Origin of the sequence: Streptomyces monomycini (assembly GCF_022271435.1) — a bacterium.
GTDB lineage: Bacteria > Actinomycetota > Actinomycetes > Streptomycetales > Streptomycetaceae > Streptomyces > Streptomyces monomycini.
The window spans coordinates 212,839-230,111 of record NZ_JAFIQY010000004.1 but is presented as its reverse complement, the minus strand read 5'-3'; the positions used below and the strand labels follow the sequence as shown (position 1 = coordinate 230,111).

Annotated in this window: 6 protein-coding genes; all 6 read right to left on the bottom strand. The window is 74.0% G+C overall.

Annotated features, from left to right (window positions below; genetic code table 11):
- Positions 1-18: 18 nt before the first annotated feature.
- The gene (locus JXZ78_RS07375; protein WP_238782726.1) at positions 19-9,732 is read right to left on the bottom strand and encodes a non-ribosomal peptide synthetase; all 9,714 of its coding nucleotides are present in this window, start codon (positions 9,730-9,732) and stop codon (positions 19-21) included.
- Positions 9,733-9,905: 173 nt separating this feature from the next.
- Positions 9,906-11,240 (bottom strand): serine hydrolase domain-containing protein, encoded by a 1,335-nt coding sequence (locus JXZ78_RS07370; protein ID WP_050502569.1) that lies wholly within the window; start codon positions 11,238-11,240, stop codon positions 9,906-9,908.
- Between the two features lie 279 nt (positions 11,241-11,519).
- Positions 11,520-12,200, bottom strand: coding sequence for a response regulator transcription factor (locus tag JXZ78_RS07365; RefSeq protein WP_030020749.1), 681 nt, complete (start codon positions 12,198-12,200; stop codon positions 11,520-11,522).
- A complete protein-coding gene (locus JXZ78_RS07360; protein ID WP_030020748.1) occupies positions 12,170-13,447 on the bottom strand; it encodes a sensor histidine kinase in 1,278 nt (425 codons plus the stop codon). Before JXZ78_RS07360 ends, JXZ78_RS07365 begins: the two co-directional genes overlap by 31 nt.
- 165 nt (positions 13,448-13,612) lie before the next feature.
- Positions 13,613-16,234 (bottom strand): ABC transporter permease, encoded by a 2,622-nt coding sequence (locus JXZ78_RS07355; RefSeq protein WP_030020747.1) that lies wholly within the window; start codon positions 16,232-16,234, stop codon positions 13,613-13,615.
- 3 nt (positions 16,235-16,237) lie between these two features.
- Positions 16,238-16,984, bottom strand: coding sequence for an ABC transporter ATP-binding protein (locus tag JXZ78_RS07350; protein WP_033038097.1), 747 nt, complete (start codon positions 16,982-16,984; stop codon positions 16,238-16,240).
- Positions 16,985-17,273 lie beyond the last annotated feature (289 nt).

Below are 17,273 nucleotides of genomic sequence, written 5' to 3'. Positions count from 1 at the left end.
CGGGCGGCGTCGGCAGGCTCAGGGAGCCGGTGGTCCGTCGCCCTCGAAGTCCGCCAGGGCGGCCTGCTCCAGCTCGGCGAGGATGCGGTCCTCGACGACCAGGGCGAGCTGGGCCACGGTGGGCGCGGTCAGCACGTCGCGCGGGGACAGGTCGAGACCGAACGCGACCTTCATCCGCAGCACCGTCTGGATGCTGAGGATGGAGTCGCCGCCCAGGTCGAAGAAGTTGTCGTGGATGCCGACGCGTTCGACGCCCAGCAGGTCGGCCCACAGGTCGGCGAGCGCCTCCTCGGTGGGCGTCCCCGGGGGGACGTGGTCCTCGGCGTCCTGCGCCGCCTGCGGCTCGGGCAGCGCCGCCCGGTCCAGCTTTCCGTTGGGGGTCAGCGGCAGCGCGTCGAGGACGACGACGGCGGCCGGGACCATGTAGCCGGGCAGTGAGACGGCGGTGTGCTCGCGCAGTTCCCGCGGGTCCGGCCGCCGGCCCTCGGCGGGCACCACGTAACCGGTCAGACGGCTGTGGCCGGAGCCGCCGTCGCCGCCGGTGGCGACCACCACTGCCTCGGCGACCAGCGGGTGGGAGAGCAGGGCGGACTCGATCTCGCCGAGTTCGATGCGGTAGCCGCGGATCTTGACCTGGTCGTCGGTGCGGCCGAGGAATTCCAGCCGGCCGTCCGGCCGCCACCGGGCGAGGTCGCCGGTGCGGTACATGCGGGAGCCGGGAGGTCCGTACGGGTCGGCGACGAAGCGTTCGGCGGTCAGTCCGGGGCGTCGTACGTAGCCGCGCGCCAGTCCGGCCCCGGCCACGTACAGCTCGCCCCGTACTCCGGCGGGCACCGGCCGCAGGCCCGCGTCCAGGACGTGCAGGAGGGTGTTGTCGCGGGCCCGGCCGACCGGCACCGGACCGGGCTCGGTGTGCTCGCCGGGCTCGATGCGGTACTCCATGCAGCCGACGGTCGCCTCGGTCGGACCGTACTCGTTGATCACGGTGACGCCCGGGTGCGTCCGGCGCCACTGTTCGAGCACTTCGCCGAGCAACTGCTCGCCGCCGACGACGAGCTGACCGGTGGTGAGCAGGTCGTCGGCGAGGGTGCCCAGCAGCGCCAGGTGCGAGGGCGTCACCTTCAGCAGGGAACAGTCGCGCGCCGCGCCGGACAGGGCGGCCGTGTCCTCCAGTGCGCTGATCAGGACGCTGCCGCCGCTGATCAGGGGCGTGTACAGGGCGGTGACGGTGAGGTCGAAGGTGACGGGGGAGTGGAGGACGGCGGTTCCGGAGGCGCCGGGGTAGGCGACGGCGGCCCAGGCGACGTAGTCGGCGAAGGAGCGGTGTTCGACGACGACGCCCTTGGGGCGGCCGGTGGAGCCGGAGGTGTAGATGACGTACGCGGGGTGGGCGGGGTCCAGCGGGGTGGTGCGCTCGTCGTCCCGCACCGGCCCGCACGCCAGGCCCGCACCGGGCCCGTCCGCGCCCGCTCCGTCCAGAAGCAGCCGCCGGGCGGCCGGGACCACCGCCTGCGACGCGGAGTCGGCGAGCACCAGCGCGGGCGCCGCGTCGTCGAGGACGTGGGCGATGCGCTCCGCAGGGTGGGCCGGATCGACCGGCACGTACGCGGCGCCCGCCTTGAGCACGCCCAGCAGCCCGGTCACCAGATCCACCGACGGCTCGGCGGCCACCGCCACCAGCTCCTCGGGGCCGATGCCGCGGGCGATCAGCTCGCGTGCCAGCCGGTTGGACCGCTCGTCCAGTTCCCGGTAGGTGACGCGCTGCGAGCCGTGGACGAGAGCGACGTCTTCGGGGGTACGGGCCACCTGCTCGCCCAGCATTCGCAGCACCGTGCCGGTACCGGCGTCGCGGACCGGACCGGTACCGGCCTCCAGCAGGGCCTGCCGCTCGTCCGGCGTCAGCCACGGCAGCTCGCGCAGCGTCCGCCCCGGGTCCGCCACCGCCCCGGCCAGGATCTCCCGCAGCCGGCCGGTCAGCGTCCGTACCGACTCCTCGTCGAACAGGGCCGGGTCGAAGGCGAAGCCGAAGCGCAGCCGTTCACCGGGGTAGACCGTCACGGCGAGCGGGTAGTTGGTCGTCTCGACCTCGGCGTACAGGTCGCGCAGCCGCAGCCCGTGGGCGCTGCCCGCCTCCTCGTCGATCGGGTAGTTCTCGAAGATGACGATGCTCTCGAACAGGGCGCTGCCGCTCGGCACCTCGGCGGTGGCCTGCACACGGGCCAGCGGCAGGTGGTCGTGGGCACGGGACTCGGCCTGCGCGGCCTGGAGCCCGGCCAGCCAGGACACCAGCGGGGCGCCGTCGTCGATGCCGACGCGCACCGGCAGCGTGTTGATGAAGATGCCGTGGATGGTCTCGGACCCGGCCAGCTCGGCCGGGCGGCCGGAGACGGTGGCGCCGAACACGATGTCCCGCTCCCCGCTGTGCCGCGCCAGCAGCAGCGCCCAGGCGCCCTGCACCAGGGAGTTGAGCGTCAGCCGGTGCTCCCTGGCCAGCGCGTTCAGCCCGGCGGTCAGCTCCGGCGTCAGCTCCAGAGCCACCCGGCCGGAGGAGCGGCTGTCGTGCGTGCCGGCGGGCTGCCGGTCGTAGGGCAGTGCGGTGGGAGCGGCGAAGCCCCGCAGCGCGTCGCGCCAGAACTCCTCGGCGGCCCGGGTGTCCTGCTCCGCGAGCCACGCCACGTGGTCGCGGAACGGCGGACGGAACGGCAGTGCCGGTTCCGCCGCGCTGCCGTCGGCGTCCGCGCGCCGCAGCGCGCCGTAGCACGCGAACACGTCGGACAGCACCTGGAAGGCGCTCCAGCCGTCCAGCAGCAGGTGGTGGAAGGTCCACAGCACCTGCACCGCGTCGCCGGGCAGCGCCGCGAGGGTCACCCGCATCAGCGGGGCGCACGACAGGTCCAGGCCCGCCGCCTGATCCCGCTCGAACAGCTCGTCCAGCGCGGCGCGCCGCTGCGCGTCCTGCGCCAGGCCGCGCCAGTCGAGGTGATCGACGGGCAGAGACACCGTACGGTGCACGGCCTGCAACGGCTCGTCCAGCCCGTCGCGCAGCACGCTGGTGCGCAGGACCGGCGTACGGTCGACGACCTGCTGCCAGGCCTGGCCCAGCAGCCGGGGATCGGTCACGCCGTCCAGGACGAAGGAGACCTGCTCCACGTACAGCGGCCGGTCCGGCTCGGTCATGCTGTGGAAGAGCATGCCGCTCTGCATCGGCGTCAGCGGGTAGAGGTCCTCGACGGCACGGCCGTCGCCGGCCACCCGGTCGAGGGCCGCCTGGTCGAGTCCGGCCAGCGGGAAGTCGGACGGGGTGACGCCCCCGGCGGCGGGGTCGGCGCAGTGCCGCAGGATCTCCCGCAGCGCCTCGGCGGTCTGTTCCGCCAGCCCCTCCACGGTCTCCCTGGCGTGCACGTCGGCCGAGTAGTACCAGGTCATCGACAGCTGACCGGACTCCACGCGGCTGACCGCGTCCAGCAGGTGCGGCCGCCGCTCCCCGGGGTGCCCGGTGAGCTGGACCCCTTCGCCACCGGGGCGCAGCAGCGAACCGGCCGCCGCGCCGGTGTCGAACCGGCCGAGGTAGTTGAAGCTGATCTGCGGTACGGCCCGGTCCGGCTGCCCCAGGGGCGCGTCCGGCCCGGCGAGGTGGCGCAGCGCGCCGTACCCCAGGCCGCGGCCCGGGACGGCGCGCAGCTGCTCCTTGACGGATTTGAGCGTGGTGGCCCAGTCCGCGGCGGGATCGACGGTCAGCGCGACCGGGTAGATGCTGGTGAACCAGCCGACCGTACGGGTCAGGTCGATGTCGTCGAACAGCTCCTCGCGGCCGTGGCCTTCCAGGTCGACGAGGGTGCGCGGGCTGCCCGTCCACCGGGCGAGCACCCGGCCGCAGGCGCTCAGCAGGACGTCGTCCACACGGGTGCGGTAGACCGCGGGGACCTGCTGGAGCAGGGCGCGGGTCTCCTCGGCGCTCAGCCGGACGGTCACGGTACGGGTGGAGGCGACGGTGTTGGGCCCCTCGCCGTCCACGGGCAGGGCCCCGGCGCCGACGGGACCGCCGTCCGCCGCGGTGACCGCGTCCCAGTGGCCGGTCTCCGCCGCGAAGCCGCCGTCGGCGGTGTGCTCCGACAGCCGCAGCGCCCACTCGCGGAACGAGGAGGTGCCCGGCCCCAGGTCGACGGCCCGGCCGGCCGCGGCCTGCCGGTATCCGGTGTCCAGGTCCTCGGCCAGCACCCGCCAGGACACGCCGTCCACGGCCAAGTGGTGTGCGCTGAGCAGGAGTTGCGGAGGCCGTGCGGAGCCGCGCTCGACGAGGACGGCGGTGAACTTGCGGTCCTCCTCCAGGCGGAACCTGGCGTCCGGGCCCTCGATCCAGGCACGTACCGCCGCGTCCTGCTCCGGACCGTCCAGGCCGGACAGATCGATACTGCGCAGCACCGTGTCGTCCGCGTGCGCCGGTGCGGTGAACTGGTGCCACTGGCCGTCGACGCGGGTGAAGCGGCTGCGCAGCGCGTCGTGCTGCCGGGGCAGCGCGGCGACGGCGGCCGCCAGCGCGGCACGGTCGGCGGCCGGGTCGAGGTCGAGGACCACGTACTGGTCGAAGTGTTCCGGGCCCGCCCGGTGACGGTCGAAGAACCAGTGCTGTACGGGCGTCAGCGGGACGTCACCGGTGGCCTCGGCCCGGGTCCGCACGTCCTTCCCTGCGCTGCCGTGGGTGACCGCGGCGGCGGCCAGCGAGGCGACGGTCTGCCGCAGGAAGACGTCCTTGGAGTGCACGGTCAGACCGGCGGCACGGGCCCGGGAGATGACCTGCATGCTGAGGATGGAGTCACCGCCCAGCTCGAAGAAGTTGTCCTCGGCGCCGACCTTCTCCACGCCCAGGACGTCCGCCCAGATCCCGGCGAGGGCTTCTTCGACGGGCCCGCGCGGGGCGACGTACTCCTTCGTGCCCGCCGAGGTGTTCCAGTCGGGTGCGGGCAGGGCGCGGTGGTCGAGCTTGCCCGCGGGGGTGAGGGGGAGGCGGTCGACGGTGACGAAGGCACTGGGGACCATGTGGGCCGGCAGGGACTGACCGAGGAAGTCGCGCAGTACGGCGGCTTCCGGGGCGTCGGCACCAGGGGCGGTGACGGTGTAGGCGACCAGCCGCTTGGGGCCGTTCTCCACCTGGAGGGCGATGACGGCGGCGGCGGTGAGGGCGGGGTGGTGGAGCAGCGCGGTGCGGACCTCGCCGGGTTCGATGCGGAAGCCGCGGATCTTGACCTGGTCGTCGATGCGGCCGAGGTACTCCAGCGCTCCCGAGGGCAGGGCGCGGGCCAGGTCGCCGGTGCGGTAGAGGCGCTCGCCGGGGGCGAACGGCGCGGCCACGAAGCGTTCGGCGGTCAGGTCGGGCCGTCCCAGGTAACCGGACGCGAGGCCCGCGCCACCGATCCACAGCTCACCGGGGATGCCCGGCGCGACCGGCAGCATCCGCTCGTCCAGGATGTGCACGCTGGTGTGCGCGATCGGGCGTCCGATCGGCACGGAGGGGCGCCGCACGTCCTCCGCGGTGATGCGGTGGGTGGTGGCGAACACCATGCTCTCGACCGGCCCGTAGCCGTTGACCAGGCGCAGCGCGGGATATTCGGCCAGTACGCGGGCCACGTGCGCCGGCGAGGCGGCCTCGCCGCCGGTGATGACCTGCCCGACGGCGCCCAGGGTCGCCGGATACTCGTCGACCATGACGTTGAACAGGCTCGCGGACAGCCACAGGGTGGTGACCCGGTGCTCGGCGACCAGCTCGGAGATCACCTCGGGGTCGGGCGTCGAACCCGGGTGCAGGACGCAGGTGGCGCCGTGCAGCAGGGCACCCCACAGCTCCAGCGCGAAGGCGTCCCAGGACATCGGGGCGCTCTGCAGCCAGACGTGCCGCGGACCGAACTCGGCGAAGTCCTGGCCGCGTACGACACGTACCGCCGCCCGGTGGGGCGAGACCACGCCCTTGGGGCGGCCGGTGGAGCCGGAGGTGAACATCACGCAGGCCGCGTCCGACGGGCTCGTCACGCACGGCAGGTCGTGGGCCTCCAGCGACTCCAGCCGCTGCCGGTCGCCGTCGAGCGACACCACGTCGGCCGGCCCGTCCGGCAGCCGCGCGGCCCGCGTGTCGTCACTGACCACGACGCGCGCCCCGGTCTCGGCCAGCAGGTCCGCCAGCCGCCCGTCGGGGAACGCCGGGTCCAGCAGCGCGTACGCCGCACCGGACTTGAGCACCGCCAGCAGCGCCACGATCAGGCCGGTACCGCGTTCCAGGCACACCGCGACCACCGCGCCCGGCCCGGCGCCGCGCGCCGTCAGCAGCCGGGCCAGTCGGTTGGCCCGCTCGTTCAGCTCCCGGTACGAGACCCGCGTCCCGCCGTACACCAGGGCCGTCGCGTCCGGCACCGCCGCCGCCCGCTCCTGGAACACCTCGTGCAGACACTGGTCCAGCGCGCCGTCCTCGCTGCGGTCGCCCGCAGCCGCCGGGGTGCCGTGCTCCTCGGTGGCGATCGAGAGCGGCAGGTCACCCATCGGCCGGTGCGGTGCCTGCACGACGCCCTCGAAGAGGGTGCGCAGGTAGCCGCCCATGGTCTCGACCGTGGCGGCGTCGAACAGGTCGGTGCTGTACTCGATCACGCAGTCCAGCGCGTCGCCCTGCGGCCAGAACTCGACGAACAGGTCGAAGCGCGAGGAGTAGCGGGGCAGGTCGTACCCGCTGATCCGCAGCCCGCCGGCCTCCGGCAGCTCCGGCTGCCCCTGCTGGAGCGCCACCACCACCTGGACCAGCGGGTTGCGGCTGAGGTCACGCTCGGGGGCGACCGCCTCGACCACCCGGTCGAACGGCACGTCCTCGGCGTCGAACGCCTCCAGCACCGTCGTGCGCACCTCGCCGAGGAAGTCCGCGAAGTCCTGGGCGGGGTCCACCTGGGAGCGCAGCACGAGGGTGTTCACGAAGAAGCCGATCAGCTGCTCCAGTTCGGGGCGGGAGCGCCCCGACGACGCCGTACCGACCGCCACGTCCCGCTCGCCGCTGTAGCGGGACAGCAGCAGCTGCACGCCCGCGGCCAGTGTCATGAACAGCGTGGCGCCCTGCTCCCTGCCCAGCTCCCGCAGGGCCGCGACCAGCGGGGCAGGCAGCGCGAAGCGGTGTGCCGCGCCGCCCGTCGCGCGGACGGCGGCGCGGCTGCGGTCGGCGGGCAGCCGCAGCGGGGTGAGGCCGTCGAGGCGGCGCTTCCAGTAGGCGAGCTGGTCGTCGAACGCCGGGCCCGACAGGCGGTCGCGCTGCCACACCGAGAAGTCGGCGTACTGCGTGGGCAGGGCGGGCAGTACGGCGTCCAGGGCCTCGGCGCCGTCGTGTGCCGCCGCGTAGAGCGAGGCCAGTTCCTCGGCGAGGACCCGCATGGACCAGCCGTCGGTGACGATGTGGTGCAGGGTGAGGACCAGCAGGTGTTCGCCGTCGGTCAGCCGGATCAGCAGGGCCCGCCACGGCGGCCCCTGGCGCAGGTCGAAGGGGAGCCCGGCGTCCGCGCGCAGCAGCAGGTCCAGTTCCGCCCGCCGCGCGTCCGGCGCTGCCTCCCCCGCCTCATCCGCGCCGGTCAGGGACACGGTGCGCAGCGGCGGTTCCAGCGTGGCGTGCACGTAGTGCACGCCACGTCCGTCCACGGCGTCGAAGGTGGTGCGCAGCGACTCGTGGCGGGCGGACAGCGCGCCCAGGGCACGGCTCAGCGCCGTAGCGTCCAGCGGTCCGGCCAGCCGCAGTCCTACGGAGGTGTTGTACTCGACCGCGCCGTGCTCGAACTCGTAGAGGAACCAGAGGCGTTGCTGTGCGTACGACAGCGGCAGCGCGCCCTCGCGCGGTGTCGCCGGGATCGGGGCGTGCGCCGTCTCACCGGCGTCCTCGCCGTCGGCCGCGTCCAGCGTTGCGGCAAGGCCCGCCACGGTGGGCGCGCCGAACAGCGCCCGGGGCGGCACCGGGACGCCCAGCTCGGCCCGGACACGGGAGACGATCCGCATGCTCAGGATGGAGTCGCCGCCCAGCGCGAAGAAGTCGTCCTCGACACCGACCCGCCGCACCCCCAGGACGTCGGCCCAGATGCGCGCGATCGTGCTCTCCAGGGGAGTGCGCGGAGCGACATGGGCGGTGGTCTGCGCGTCCCAGTCGGGCGCGGGCAGGGCACGGCGGTCGAGCTTGCCGGCCGGGGTGAGCGGCAGCCGGTCGAGGGTCACGAAGGCGCTGGGCACCAGGTGTTCCGGCAGCGTGCCGCCGAGGAACGCGCGGAGCGCGGCGGGCGGCGGCACCTCGGCGCCGGGCGCGGCGACCAGGTGGGCCACCAGCTGCCAGGCGCCCTGCTCGCGCCGTACGGCGGTGACGGCGGCCGAGCCGACGGCCGGGTGGGCGAGCAGCGCGGAACGCACCTCGCCCGGCTCGACGCGGAAGCCGCGGATCTTGACCTGGTCGTCGGCGCGGCCGACGAACTCCAGCGCACCCGAGGGGAGGACGCGGGCCAGGTCGCCGGTGCGGTACAGGCGCTCGCCGGGGGCGGACGGCGCGGCGACGAAGCGTTCGGCGGTCAGGTCGGGCCGCCCGAGGTAACCCTGCGCGAGGCCGTCCCCGCCGATCCACACCTCGCCCGCCTCGCCGGCCGGCACCGGGCGCAGCCGCTCGTCCAGGACGTGCACGGTGGTGTGGGCGAGGGCCGTACCGATCGGGACCGTCGTCCCGTGCAGGTCCTCCGGCGTGACCCGGTGGGTGGTGGCGTAGATCATGCTCTCCACCGGGCCGTAGCAGTGGACCAGCGCCACGTCGGGGTGGGCCGCCAGCAGCCGCGCCATGTGTCCGGGCGAGACCGCCTCGCCACCGGTCATCACCTCGCGCACCGCGCCCAGGGCGTCCGGGTACTCGTCGACCATGACGTTGAACAGGCTGGTCGACAGGAAGCAGGTGGTGACCCGGTGTTCGGCGATCAGCTCGGTGATCACCTCGGGGTCGGGCGTCGAGCCGGGGTGCAGGACGCAGGTGGCGCCGTGCAGCAGGGCGCCCCACAGCTCCAGGGCGAAGGCGTCCCAGGACATCGGGGCGGCCTGGAGCCACACCCGGTCCGGTCCGAAGGCCACGAAGTCCTGGCCGAAGAAGACACGTACGGCGGCCCGGTGCGGCGCGACAACGCCCTTGGGGCGGCCGGTGGAGCCGGAGGTGAACATCACGCAGGCCGCGTCCAGCGGACCCGCCGTACGCGGCAGGTCGTCCGCCGTCTGCGCTTCCACCGCGGCCCGGTCGCCGCCGTCGGGCGACACCACTTCGGCCGCCCCGCCCGGCAGCCGACCGGCCCGTACGCCGTCACTGACGACGAGCCGCGCACCCGTCTCACCGAGGAGGTCCGCCAGCCGCCGGTCCGGGAACGCCGGGTCCAGCAACGCGTACGCGGCCCCCGTCTTCAGCGCCGCCAGCAGCGCCACCACCAGCTCCGGCCCGCGCTCCAGGCACACCGCGACCACCGCGCCCGGCTCGGCGCCCCGCGTCACCAGCAGCCGCGCCAGCCGGTTGGCCCGCTCGTTCAGTTCCCGGTACGTGACCCGCGCCCCGCCGAAGACCAGCGCCGTCGCGTCCGGCACCAGCGCCGCCCGCTCCTGGAACAGCTCGTGCAGACAACGGTCGGTGGGGGAGGCGCCGGCGGGGTCCTGCGAGGACCCGGCTGCCACGGCGATCGGTCGCAGGGATGCCGTACCGCGTTCCATGTTCCCTCTTCCGGGTTCGGTGCGGGGGCACGCCGCCCAAGGGGCGCGGGCATGCCGCCGGTGGAAAAAAAGTGCACAAGTCGGATGCGGGTCAGGGCTTCGGTGCCCTGCCCGTCGGGTGCCGCCGGGCCCGTGGCCGTACGGGAGCGGCGGCCGGCCGGTGACCGGCGGTGTCAGACGCGCTGGGCGCGCCGGCCGGTGACCTGGATCTGGTCGATGTCGCCGGTGCCGGGGTGCCGCAGGAAGCGACCGAGGTAGACCATGCCGCCCTCGGCGAACTCCCGGAGGGTGAACTCCAGCCCCTCGTGGACGGTGATCCGGGCGAACGGTTCGCCGTCCAGCCGCAGCGTCAGCTCGTCCCCGTTCCCAGCCTCGTCACCAGGGCCGACCAGGTATTCGGTCTCGCCGTTGACGTACCGGCCCAGGCAGCCGGGCGGCGCCGGGATCTTCTCCCGCGGGTCGCGGAAGGCGGAGTACGAGTAGCTGGCCACGTCCAGGCCGAGCCGCCGCAGCTCCTCCAGCAGGCTCTCCCACAGGGCCATGCCGGTGTGGGCGTTGGTGGTCAGCGCGACGACGGTGCCGCCCGCCGGGTCGACGCGCAGGTGGCAGGAGGTGCCGTCGGCGGTACCGTCGTGACCGGTCCAGTGGGTGCCGTCGTCGGCCCGGTACAGGGACAGGCCCAGCCCCCAGCCGTCGGCGAGCCCGAACGGCTCGGCGCCGGGCACGCCGGTGCGCATTCCGGCCAGGGCCTCGGCGTCCAGCAGTCCCGGCACGCCGTCCGCGTCGTCGGTGTGCAGCCGGCCGAAGGCCAGCAGGTCCAGGGCGCTGAGGGCGAGCGCCCCGGCCGGTGCCTCGATGGCGGGGAGGGTCTGGCGGACCGGCACCGCGCGGGCCGGCGCGGTACGGGCCGCGTGCCCGGAGACGTACGGCCGCGCCGAAGTGCCCGCGATGTAGGCAGGTTCGATGTCCAGCGGGTCCAGCAGGAAGCTCTCCAGCGCCTCGCGCCAGTCCATCCGTACGGCCTGCTCGGCGAGCATGCCGATGACGGTGTAGCCGACGTTGGAGTAGGAGAACGAGGAGCCGAACGTGTCGATGGGCGCCATCCGGGCGCAGTCGGCGAGGTAGCCGCGGCGGGTGGCGCCGGCCAGGCTGTCCGAGTCGCGGCCGGGCGGCAGTCCGGCGCTGTGGCTGAGCAACTGGCGCAGTGTCGTCGCGCCGAAGCGGGTGTCCGGCGTCCGCAGTTCGGTGAGCACCTCGGACACCGGCGCGTCGAGGTCCAGGTCGCCCTCGTCGACCAGCAGCATGGCCAGCGCGGCGGTGAACGCCTTGGTGATGGAACCGACCGGGAACTTGGCGTCCCCGGTCACCGGCACCGTGCCCGCCGCGTCCTGTGCGCCGAACACGAAGGAACGGGTCTCGCCCTTGTGGTGCAGGGCGAACTGCCCGCCCGGAACACCGTGTTCGCGTGCGAGCGCGGGCAGGCGCCCGGACAGCTCTTCCACGTTCATGAAATCCCCCTACAGGCGCCGGCGGCTCACCCGAACGGTGACGCCGCCTCGGCCTGCTTTCCCTGTACTGGTCCCGCGGCCCACCGGCCGGGTCCGCCTGCCGGGCAGGACGGTCCGGCCCCGGCACGCGCACTGCGTCCGACGGGCCTGCGTGGACACCATCCCCCCGGGCGGGCCCGGCGCGCCACCTTCGTAAGCTGTCGCGAAATCAACCGGGTCACGGCACCGCCGGCGGGAAGCCGGCAGCGGGCGGGACGGGGCGGGACGGGGTGCGGGGGATCACTCGTCGCGCAGGTACGCCAGGACCGCGAGCACCCGGCGGTTGCCGTCGTCGGGGGAGAGCCCCAGCTTGGCGAAGATGTTGCCGATGTGTTTGGCCACCGCGCCGTCGCTGATGTTCAGGGCGTCCCGCACCATCGCGTTGGAGTAGCCGTGGGCCATCAGCCCGAGCACCTCCTGCTCGCGGGCGGACAGCAGCTGGTACTGGTGGCGCTGGTCGCGCTCCATCAGTATGTGCTGGACAACCTGGGGGTCGATCACCATGGCTCCTGCGGCGACACGTTCGACGGCCTGGGCGAATTCGCTGAGTTCACCGATCCGGTCCTTGAGCAGGTAGCCCAGGCCGGCCCGGCTCTGGCGGTGCGGTGTTCTGCTGGGGGTGAAGAGCTCCTTGGCGTACGCGTTCGCGACGTACTGGGACAGCACCAGGACCGGCAGGTCCGGGTAGTCCTTGCGCAGCTCGGTCGTGGCCCGCAGCCCGTCGTCCCCGTGTCCCGGCGGCATCCGTACGTCGGTGACGACGATGTCCGGGGCGCACTCCCGTACCGCGGTGATCAGGGAGTCGGCGTCACCGACCGCCCGGACCACCTGGTGGCCGAACTTGTGCAGCAGCTCGACGATCCCTTCACGGACGAGCGCCGAGTCCTCGGCTAGGACGATACGGAGTGACTGTGCTGGCACGGAATCTCCAGGCTGAGGGCGGTGGGGCCGCCAGAGGGGCTGGACAGCACCAGTCTTCCATCGACCACCGCGACCCGGTCGGCCAAGCCCTCCAGCCCGCCGCCCGCGCGCAGTTCGGCGCCCCCGGCGCCGTTGTCGGTGACCGTGACGGACAGCCCGTCCCGCGTCAGCCGGCCGCGCACCGTGGCGGACGTGGCACCGCTGTGCTTGACGACGTTGGTGAGCGCCTCGCTGATGAAGAAGTAGGCGGTGGCCTCGACCTGCGTGGGCAGCCGCCCGGCCAGCTCCACGTCCACGTCCACCGGCACCCGGCAGCGTACCGCGACCTCGGACACCGCCGCGGCGATGCCGTGGTCGGTGAGGACCTGCGGATGGATGCCGCGGACCAGGTCGCGCAGTTCGTCCAGCGCCTGCTTCGCCTCCCCCCGGGCCCGGGAGATCAGCTCGCCGGCCCGGCCGCCCTTCGGCTCCGTACCGCCGAACTCCATCTCGGCCAGCCCCAGCGTCATCACCAGCGCCACCAGACGCTGCTGCGCCCCGTCGTGCAGGTCCCGCTCGATCCGGCGCCGCTCGGCCTGGAAGGCGTCGGCCATCCGGGCCCGCGAGCGGGTCAGCTCCACGACCCGGTCGGTCTGCCCGCCCTCCTTGGGCGCCAGCATCAGCCGGACGAACCAGCCCTGCGCCGCGGCCGCCGCCCCCAGGACATAAGCGGCGACCGGCAGGACGGCGATCCCGAGGCCGGTGAGCAGCAGAGCCTCCGGCTGCCCGGAGACGATCGCCACCTTCACCGGGAAGACGATCAGTACGACCAGCGAGCCGGCCAGGGTCAGCAGGGCCAGGTCCACGACGGAGAGCAGCACCGCGAACACCATGGCGAAGCCGAACTCCCGCCAGGTCGCGCTCTCCTGCAACCGGGTGGTCAGCCACGGCCACAGCCCCGGCCGTGCCACGGCACGGTGCGGACTGGCCGGCCGGTCGGCGTGCGGCCCTTCCAGCAGCCGCAGCCTGCGCCGCTCCAGCGCGGCCAGCGGGATACCGAGGAGGACGGAGCCCGCCAGGACCACCAGTCCGATCCCCGCCACCGACAGCAGCAGCCCGCACACCACCACACCTCCCAGCACGATCAGCGAGAGCAGCCCGAGCAGACCGGAGGTGGCGAGGTACCCGAGCGCACGCCAGGGCGCGGCGGAGGTGAGGAAGCTGACCGGGTTCCGGGTCACGGCCCGCCAGATGGGAGAGGAGCTCATTCGGTCCACAGTAAGGCTCCGCCGGAGACCGGTGGGCCCGCGGTCGCGGGCCCACCGGCGCGGGCCGGCGCCGGGACAGGACGGCGCCGGCGGGAGGCCGGTCCGGCAGGTTCCGCGCGGGGGTCGCGGGCTGCCGGACCGGCTGGTCCAGAGGGGACGGACGGCTCATCCCACGCCCGTCAGCACCGGTTCCCGCGTGCTGGGCGCCTCGTCCTCCTCCGCGGTACGGCCGGAGGAACGCAGCTGGAGCAGGGTGGGTACGAGGGTGGCGAGCAGGGCGACGATCAGACAGCCGGCCAGGACCGAGCCCATCTCCAGCCACGGCACCGGGAACTCGGCGCCTTCGCCGGACTCGGACAGCGCCCGGCTCATCCCGATCATCGTCACCCCGTCCGCGAGGACACCCAGCACCCCGCCGACGGCCACCACGGTCAGCGTCTCCCACACGACGGTGCGCAGCACCTGCCCGCGGGTCGCGCCGATCTTGCGCATCAGCGTGATGCCCTCGGCCCGCTCCCCGGCCGCCATGACCAGGGTGTTGGCGATGGCGATACCGGTGTAGAGCATCGCCATGCCCAGCAGCACCAGGACCAGGATGCGGCCCTCCTCCTGCGTGGCGGAGGCGCGCTCGGCCAGCCAGCTGTCCCGGCTCTGGGCGGCCGCGCCGTACCCGTCCGCGACCTTCTGGGCGGCGGCCGTCGCGGCGGCGTGGTCGGCGCCCGGCGCCAGGGACAGGTAGACGGCGTTCGTCATGGTGTCGGGCGCGTGCCGGGCCAGCGTGTCCTGCGGGAACAGCACCGGGGGCAGCCCCGCCGACGAATTGAGCACCGCGGCGACCTTCACCCGTACCTTCGTGGCGTCGGCGAGGTAGACGTCGACCTCTTCGCCGGTGCGCCAGCCCAGCTGGCCGGCCACCAGTTTCGTCACCGCCACCGTGTCGCCGCGCAGATCGCCCAGCGACCCCTTGACCGGGTCCAGCCGCAGCGTGCCGGACAGGTTCTTCGGGTCCACCGCGCCGATGCCGCTCGACATCACGTAACTGGAGCCGACGAGGAAACCGCTGGTCTCGGAGACCGGCGAGGCGGCCTGGACACCGGGGGCCGAGGACAGTTCGCGCACCGCGGCGGAGGGCAGCCCCGCCCCGCCGCCGGCGGCGACCACCACGTCGGCCTTCAGGTGCTTGCGGGCGTCGGCGACGGTGGTCGCCGAACTCGCGTTGGTGACGCCGATGATGGACCCGGCGACGGCCACCGTGACGAGGATGGGGGCGGCCGCCGAGGCGGTCCTGCGCACCGCGGCGCGGGCGTTGTCACCGGCCAGCGAGCCGGTGATGCGGGTGACCGCGGCCAGCGGGAAGGTCGCCAGCCGCACCAGCGGCGGCACCAGCAGCGGCGAGAAGGCCACCATCGTCACGACCAGGATCTCGGTCAGCACCAGCGAGATCACCACGGCGCCGTCGCTGCCCGCCTGGGGCAGCATGACCAGCAACAGCAGCGACATGCCCGCGAACACCGAGCCGGTGATCCAGCGGCCGGTCGTCATCACCCGGGTCTCCACCGCCGAGTCCCGCATGGTCTCGGCCGGACGGACCTTCGCGGCCCGGCGGGAGGCGGCGAACACCCCGAGCAGCGCCACGCCGAGCCCGACGAAGAAGCTGAGCAGCAGGATCGGCGGGGACGCGGGGACCTCGAAGTCCTTGGGCGCCATGCCGAAGGAGGACAGCACGGAGGCGAGCTGTTGGCCGCCGGCGATCCCGATGGCGCAGCCCGCGGCCGAGGCGACCACGCCCAGCACCGCCGACTCCGCCATGATCATGCGGCGTACCTGGGGCGGCGCGGCGCCGATGGTGCGCAGCAGGGCCAGTTCCCGGCGCCGCTGGGCGATGGCGAAGGCGAAGGTGCCCGACACCACGAAGATCGACACGAAGCCGGCGATCACGGCCATGACGGCGAGGAGGGTGGCGACGTCGCCGAGCGCGGCGGCGCGCGAGGCGGCGGTCAGGTCACCGCCCTTGGCGGCGCCGGTCCCGGCCTTGAGGGACTTGTCCGGCAGTACGGCCTTGATCCGGCCGGCCAGTTCGGTGGCCGACGTGCCGGGCTCGGCGAGCACGGCCACCGCGTCGGCGCGGTCCGGGTCGGCCGACAGCCGCTGCGCGGTGGCGTCGGAGAAGAAGACGGTGGCCTCACCGGGCACCCCGCCCTTGCCGGGCGGCGCCGCGATGCCCGCGACGGTCATCTCCCGGCGGCCCTGCGGGGTCACCACGGGCACCTTGTCGCCGACGGCGGCGCCGGCGCGCTTCGCCAGCGAGGCGGCGAGCACGACCTGGTCGTCACCGGCGGGCTCGCGCCCCTCGGTGAGACGGAACGGGGTGAGCTGGGCGCTGGACCAGCCGTGGCCGACCGGGCGGTCGGTGGTGTCACCGGCGTCCCCGGCCACCACCTGGGCGGGCAGCGAACGGTCGACGACGGCCTGGCGTACCCCGGGCACCCCGCGGACCGCGTCGGCGGTCCGCCGCGCGTGGTCGAGGCGGTGCGGGGAGGTGGCGGTCTGGCGCTGGTCGTACGCGCCGCCGCCGGAGCCGAAGTCGACCGTGAAGGACTGGCCGGCCCGGACCACGACGGCCGCGGCGTCGTAACGCCCGGGGCTGCTGGGCTTCGAGGAGCCCCGGGTGGCGTCGAGGACCTGACCGGTACTGGCGATCAGCGCGACGCCGAGCGCCAGCGCGATGAAGGTGCCGGCGAACAGCGCCCATCTGGTGCGCAGGGTGGAGAGAGCGATGGACAGCATCCGTCAGCCACCCAGCCGTGCCATGTGCTCGCTCACCGCGGCCACCGTCGGAGCCATCAGTTCGCCGTGCACCGCACCGTCGGACAGGAAGAGCACCCGGTCCGCCCAGGAGGCGGCGACCGGATCGTGGGTGACCATGACCACCGTCTGCCCGGCGTGGTCCACCACGGACCGCAGCAGGCCCAGCACCTCACGGCTGGTGTTGGTGTCCAGGGCGCCGGTCGGCTCGTCGGCGAACAGCACGTCGGGCTGGCTGATCAGAGCGCGGGCGATGGCCACCCGCTGCTGCTGGCCGCCGGACATCTCGGCCGGCCGGTGACCGCCCCGGTCGCCGAGGCCCACCTGCTGGAGCGCGGTGTCCACCTGGGCGCGGGTCGGGCGCTGCCCGGCCAGCCGCATCGGCAGGGCCACGTTCTTGCGGGCGTTCAGCGACGGCATGAGGTTGAAGGACTGGAAGACGAAACCGATCCGCTCCCGGCGCAGCTTGGTCAGCTCCGTCTCGGACAGCGCGCTGATGTCGGTGTCGCCGATGAACACCCGGCCCGAGGTGGGGCGGTCCAGGCCCGCCGCGCACTGGAGCAAGGTGCTCTTGCCCGAGCCCGAAGGTCCCATCACCGCGGTGAACGACCCGCGGCCGAAGGAACAGTGCACACCGCGCAGGGCGGGAACCTTGCTGTTGCCGCGGCCGTACAGCCTGGCCACCGCGCTGAGTGTCACGGCCTGCTCGACGCCGACTCCGGTGACGGGCACTTCTCCTCCTCGGCCTTGGGGTCCGTGCACGGTCGTGTCCACGGCGTGCCGCCAGTCAACCGGTACGGGGCCGGGGGCGCACGGGCGTCACATGCCGTCTTCCGGGTGGAGAAAACTCCACCCGGCCGTACCGGGGACACGTTCCGCTCCCGGTTTCCGCTGCCGGTTTGCGCTCCCGGTCTCCGCTGCCGGCCCGGGAACACGGCCGGACAGCCGCCCGGTCCGCGCGGACGGACACGGGACGAAGCAGTCGCGGACGCTCGGAAGGACCTGCTTCTTTTCGCGTCAG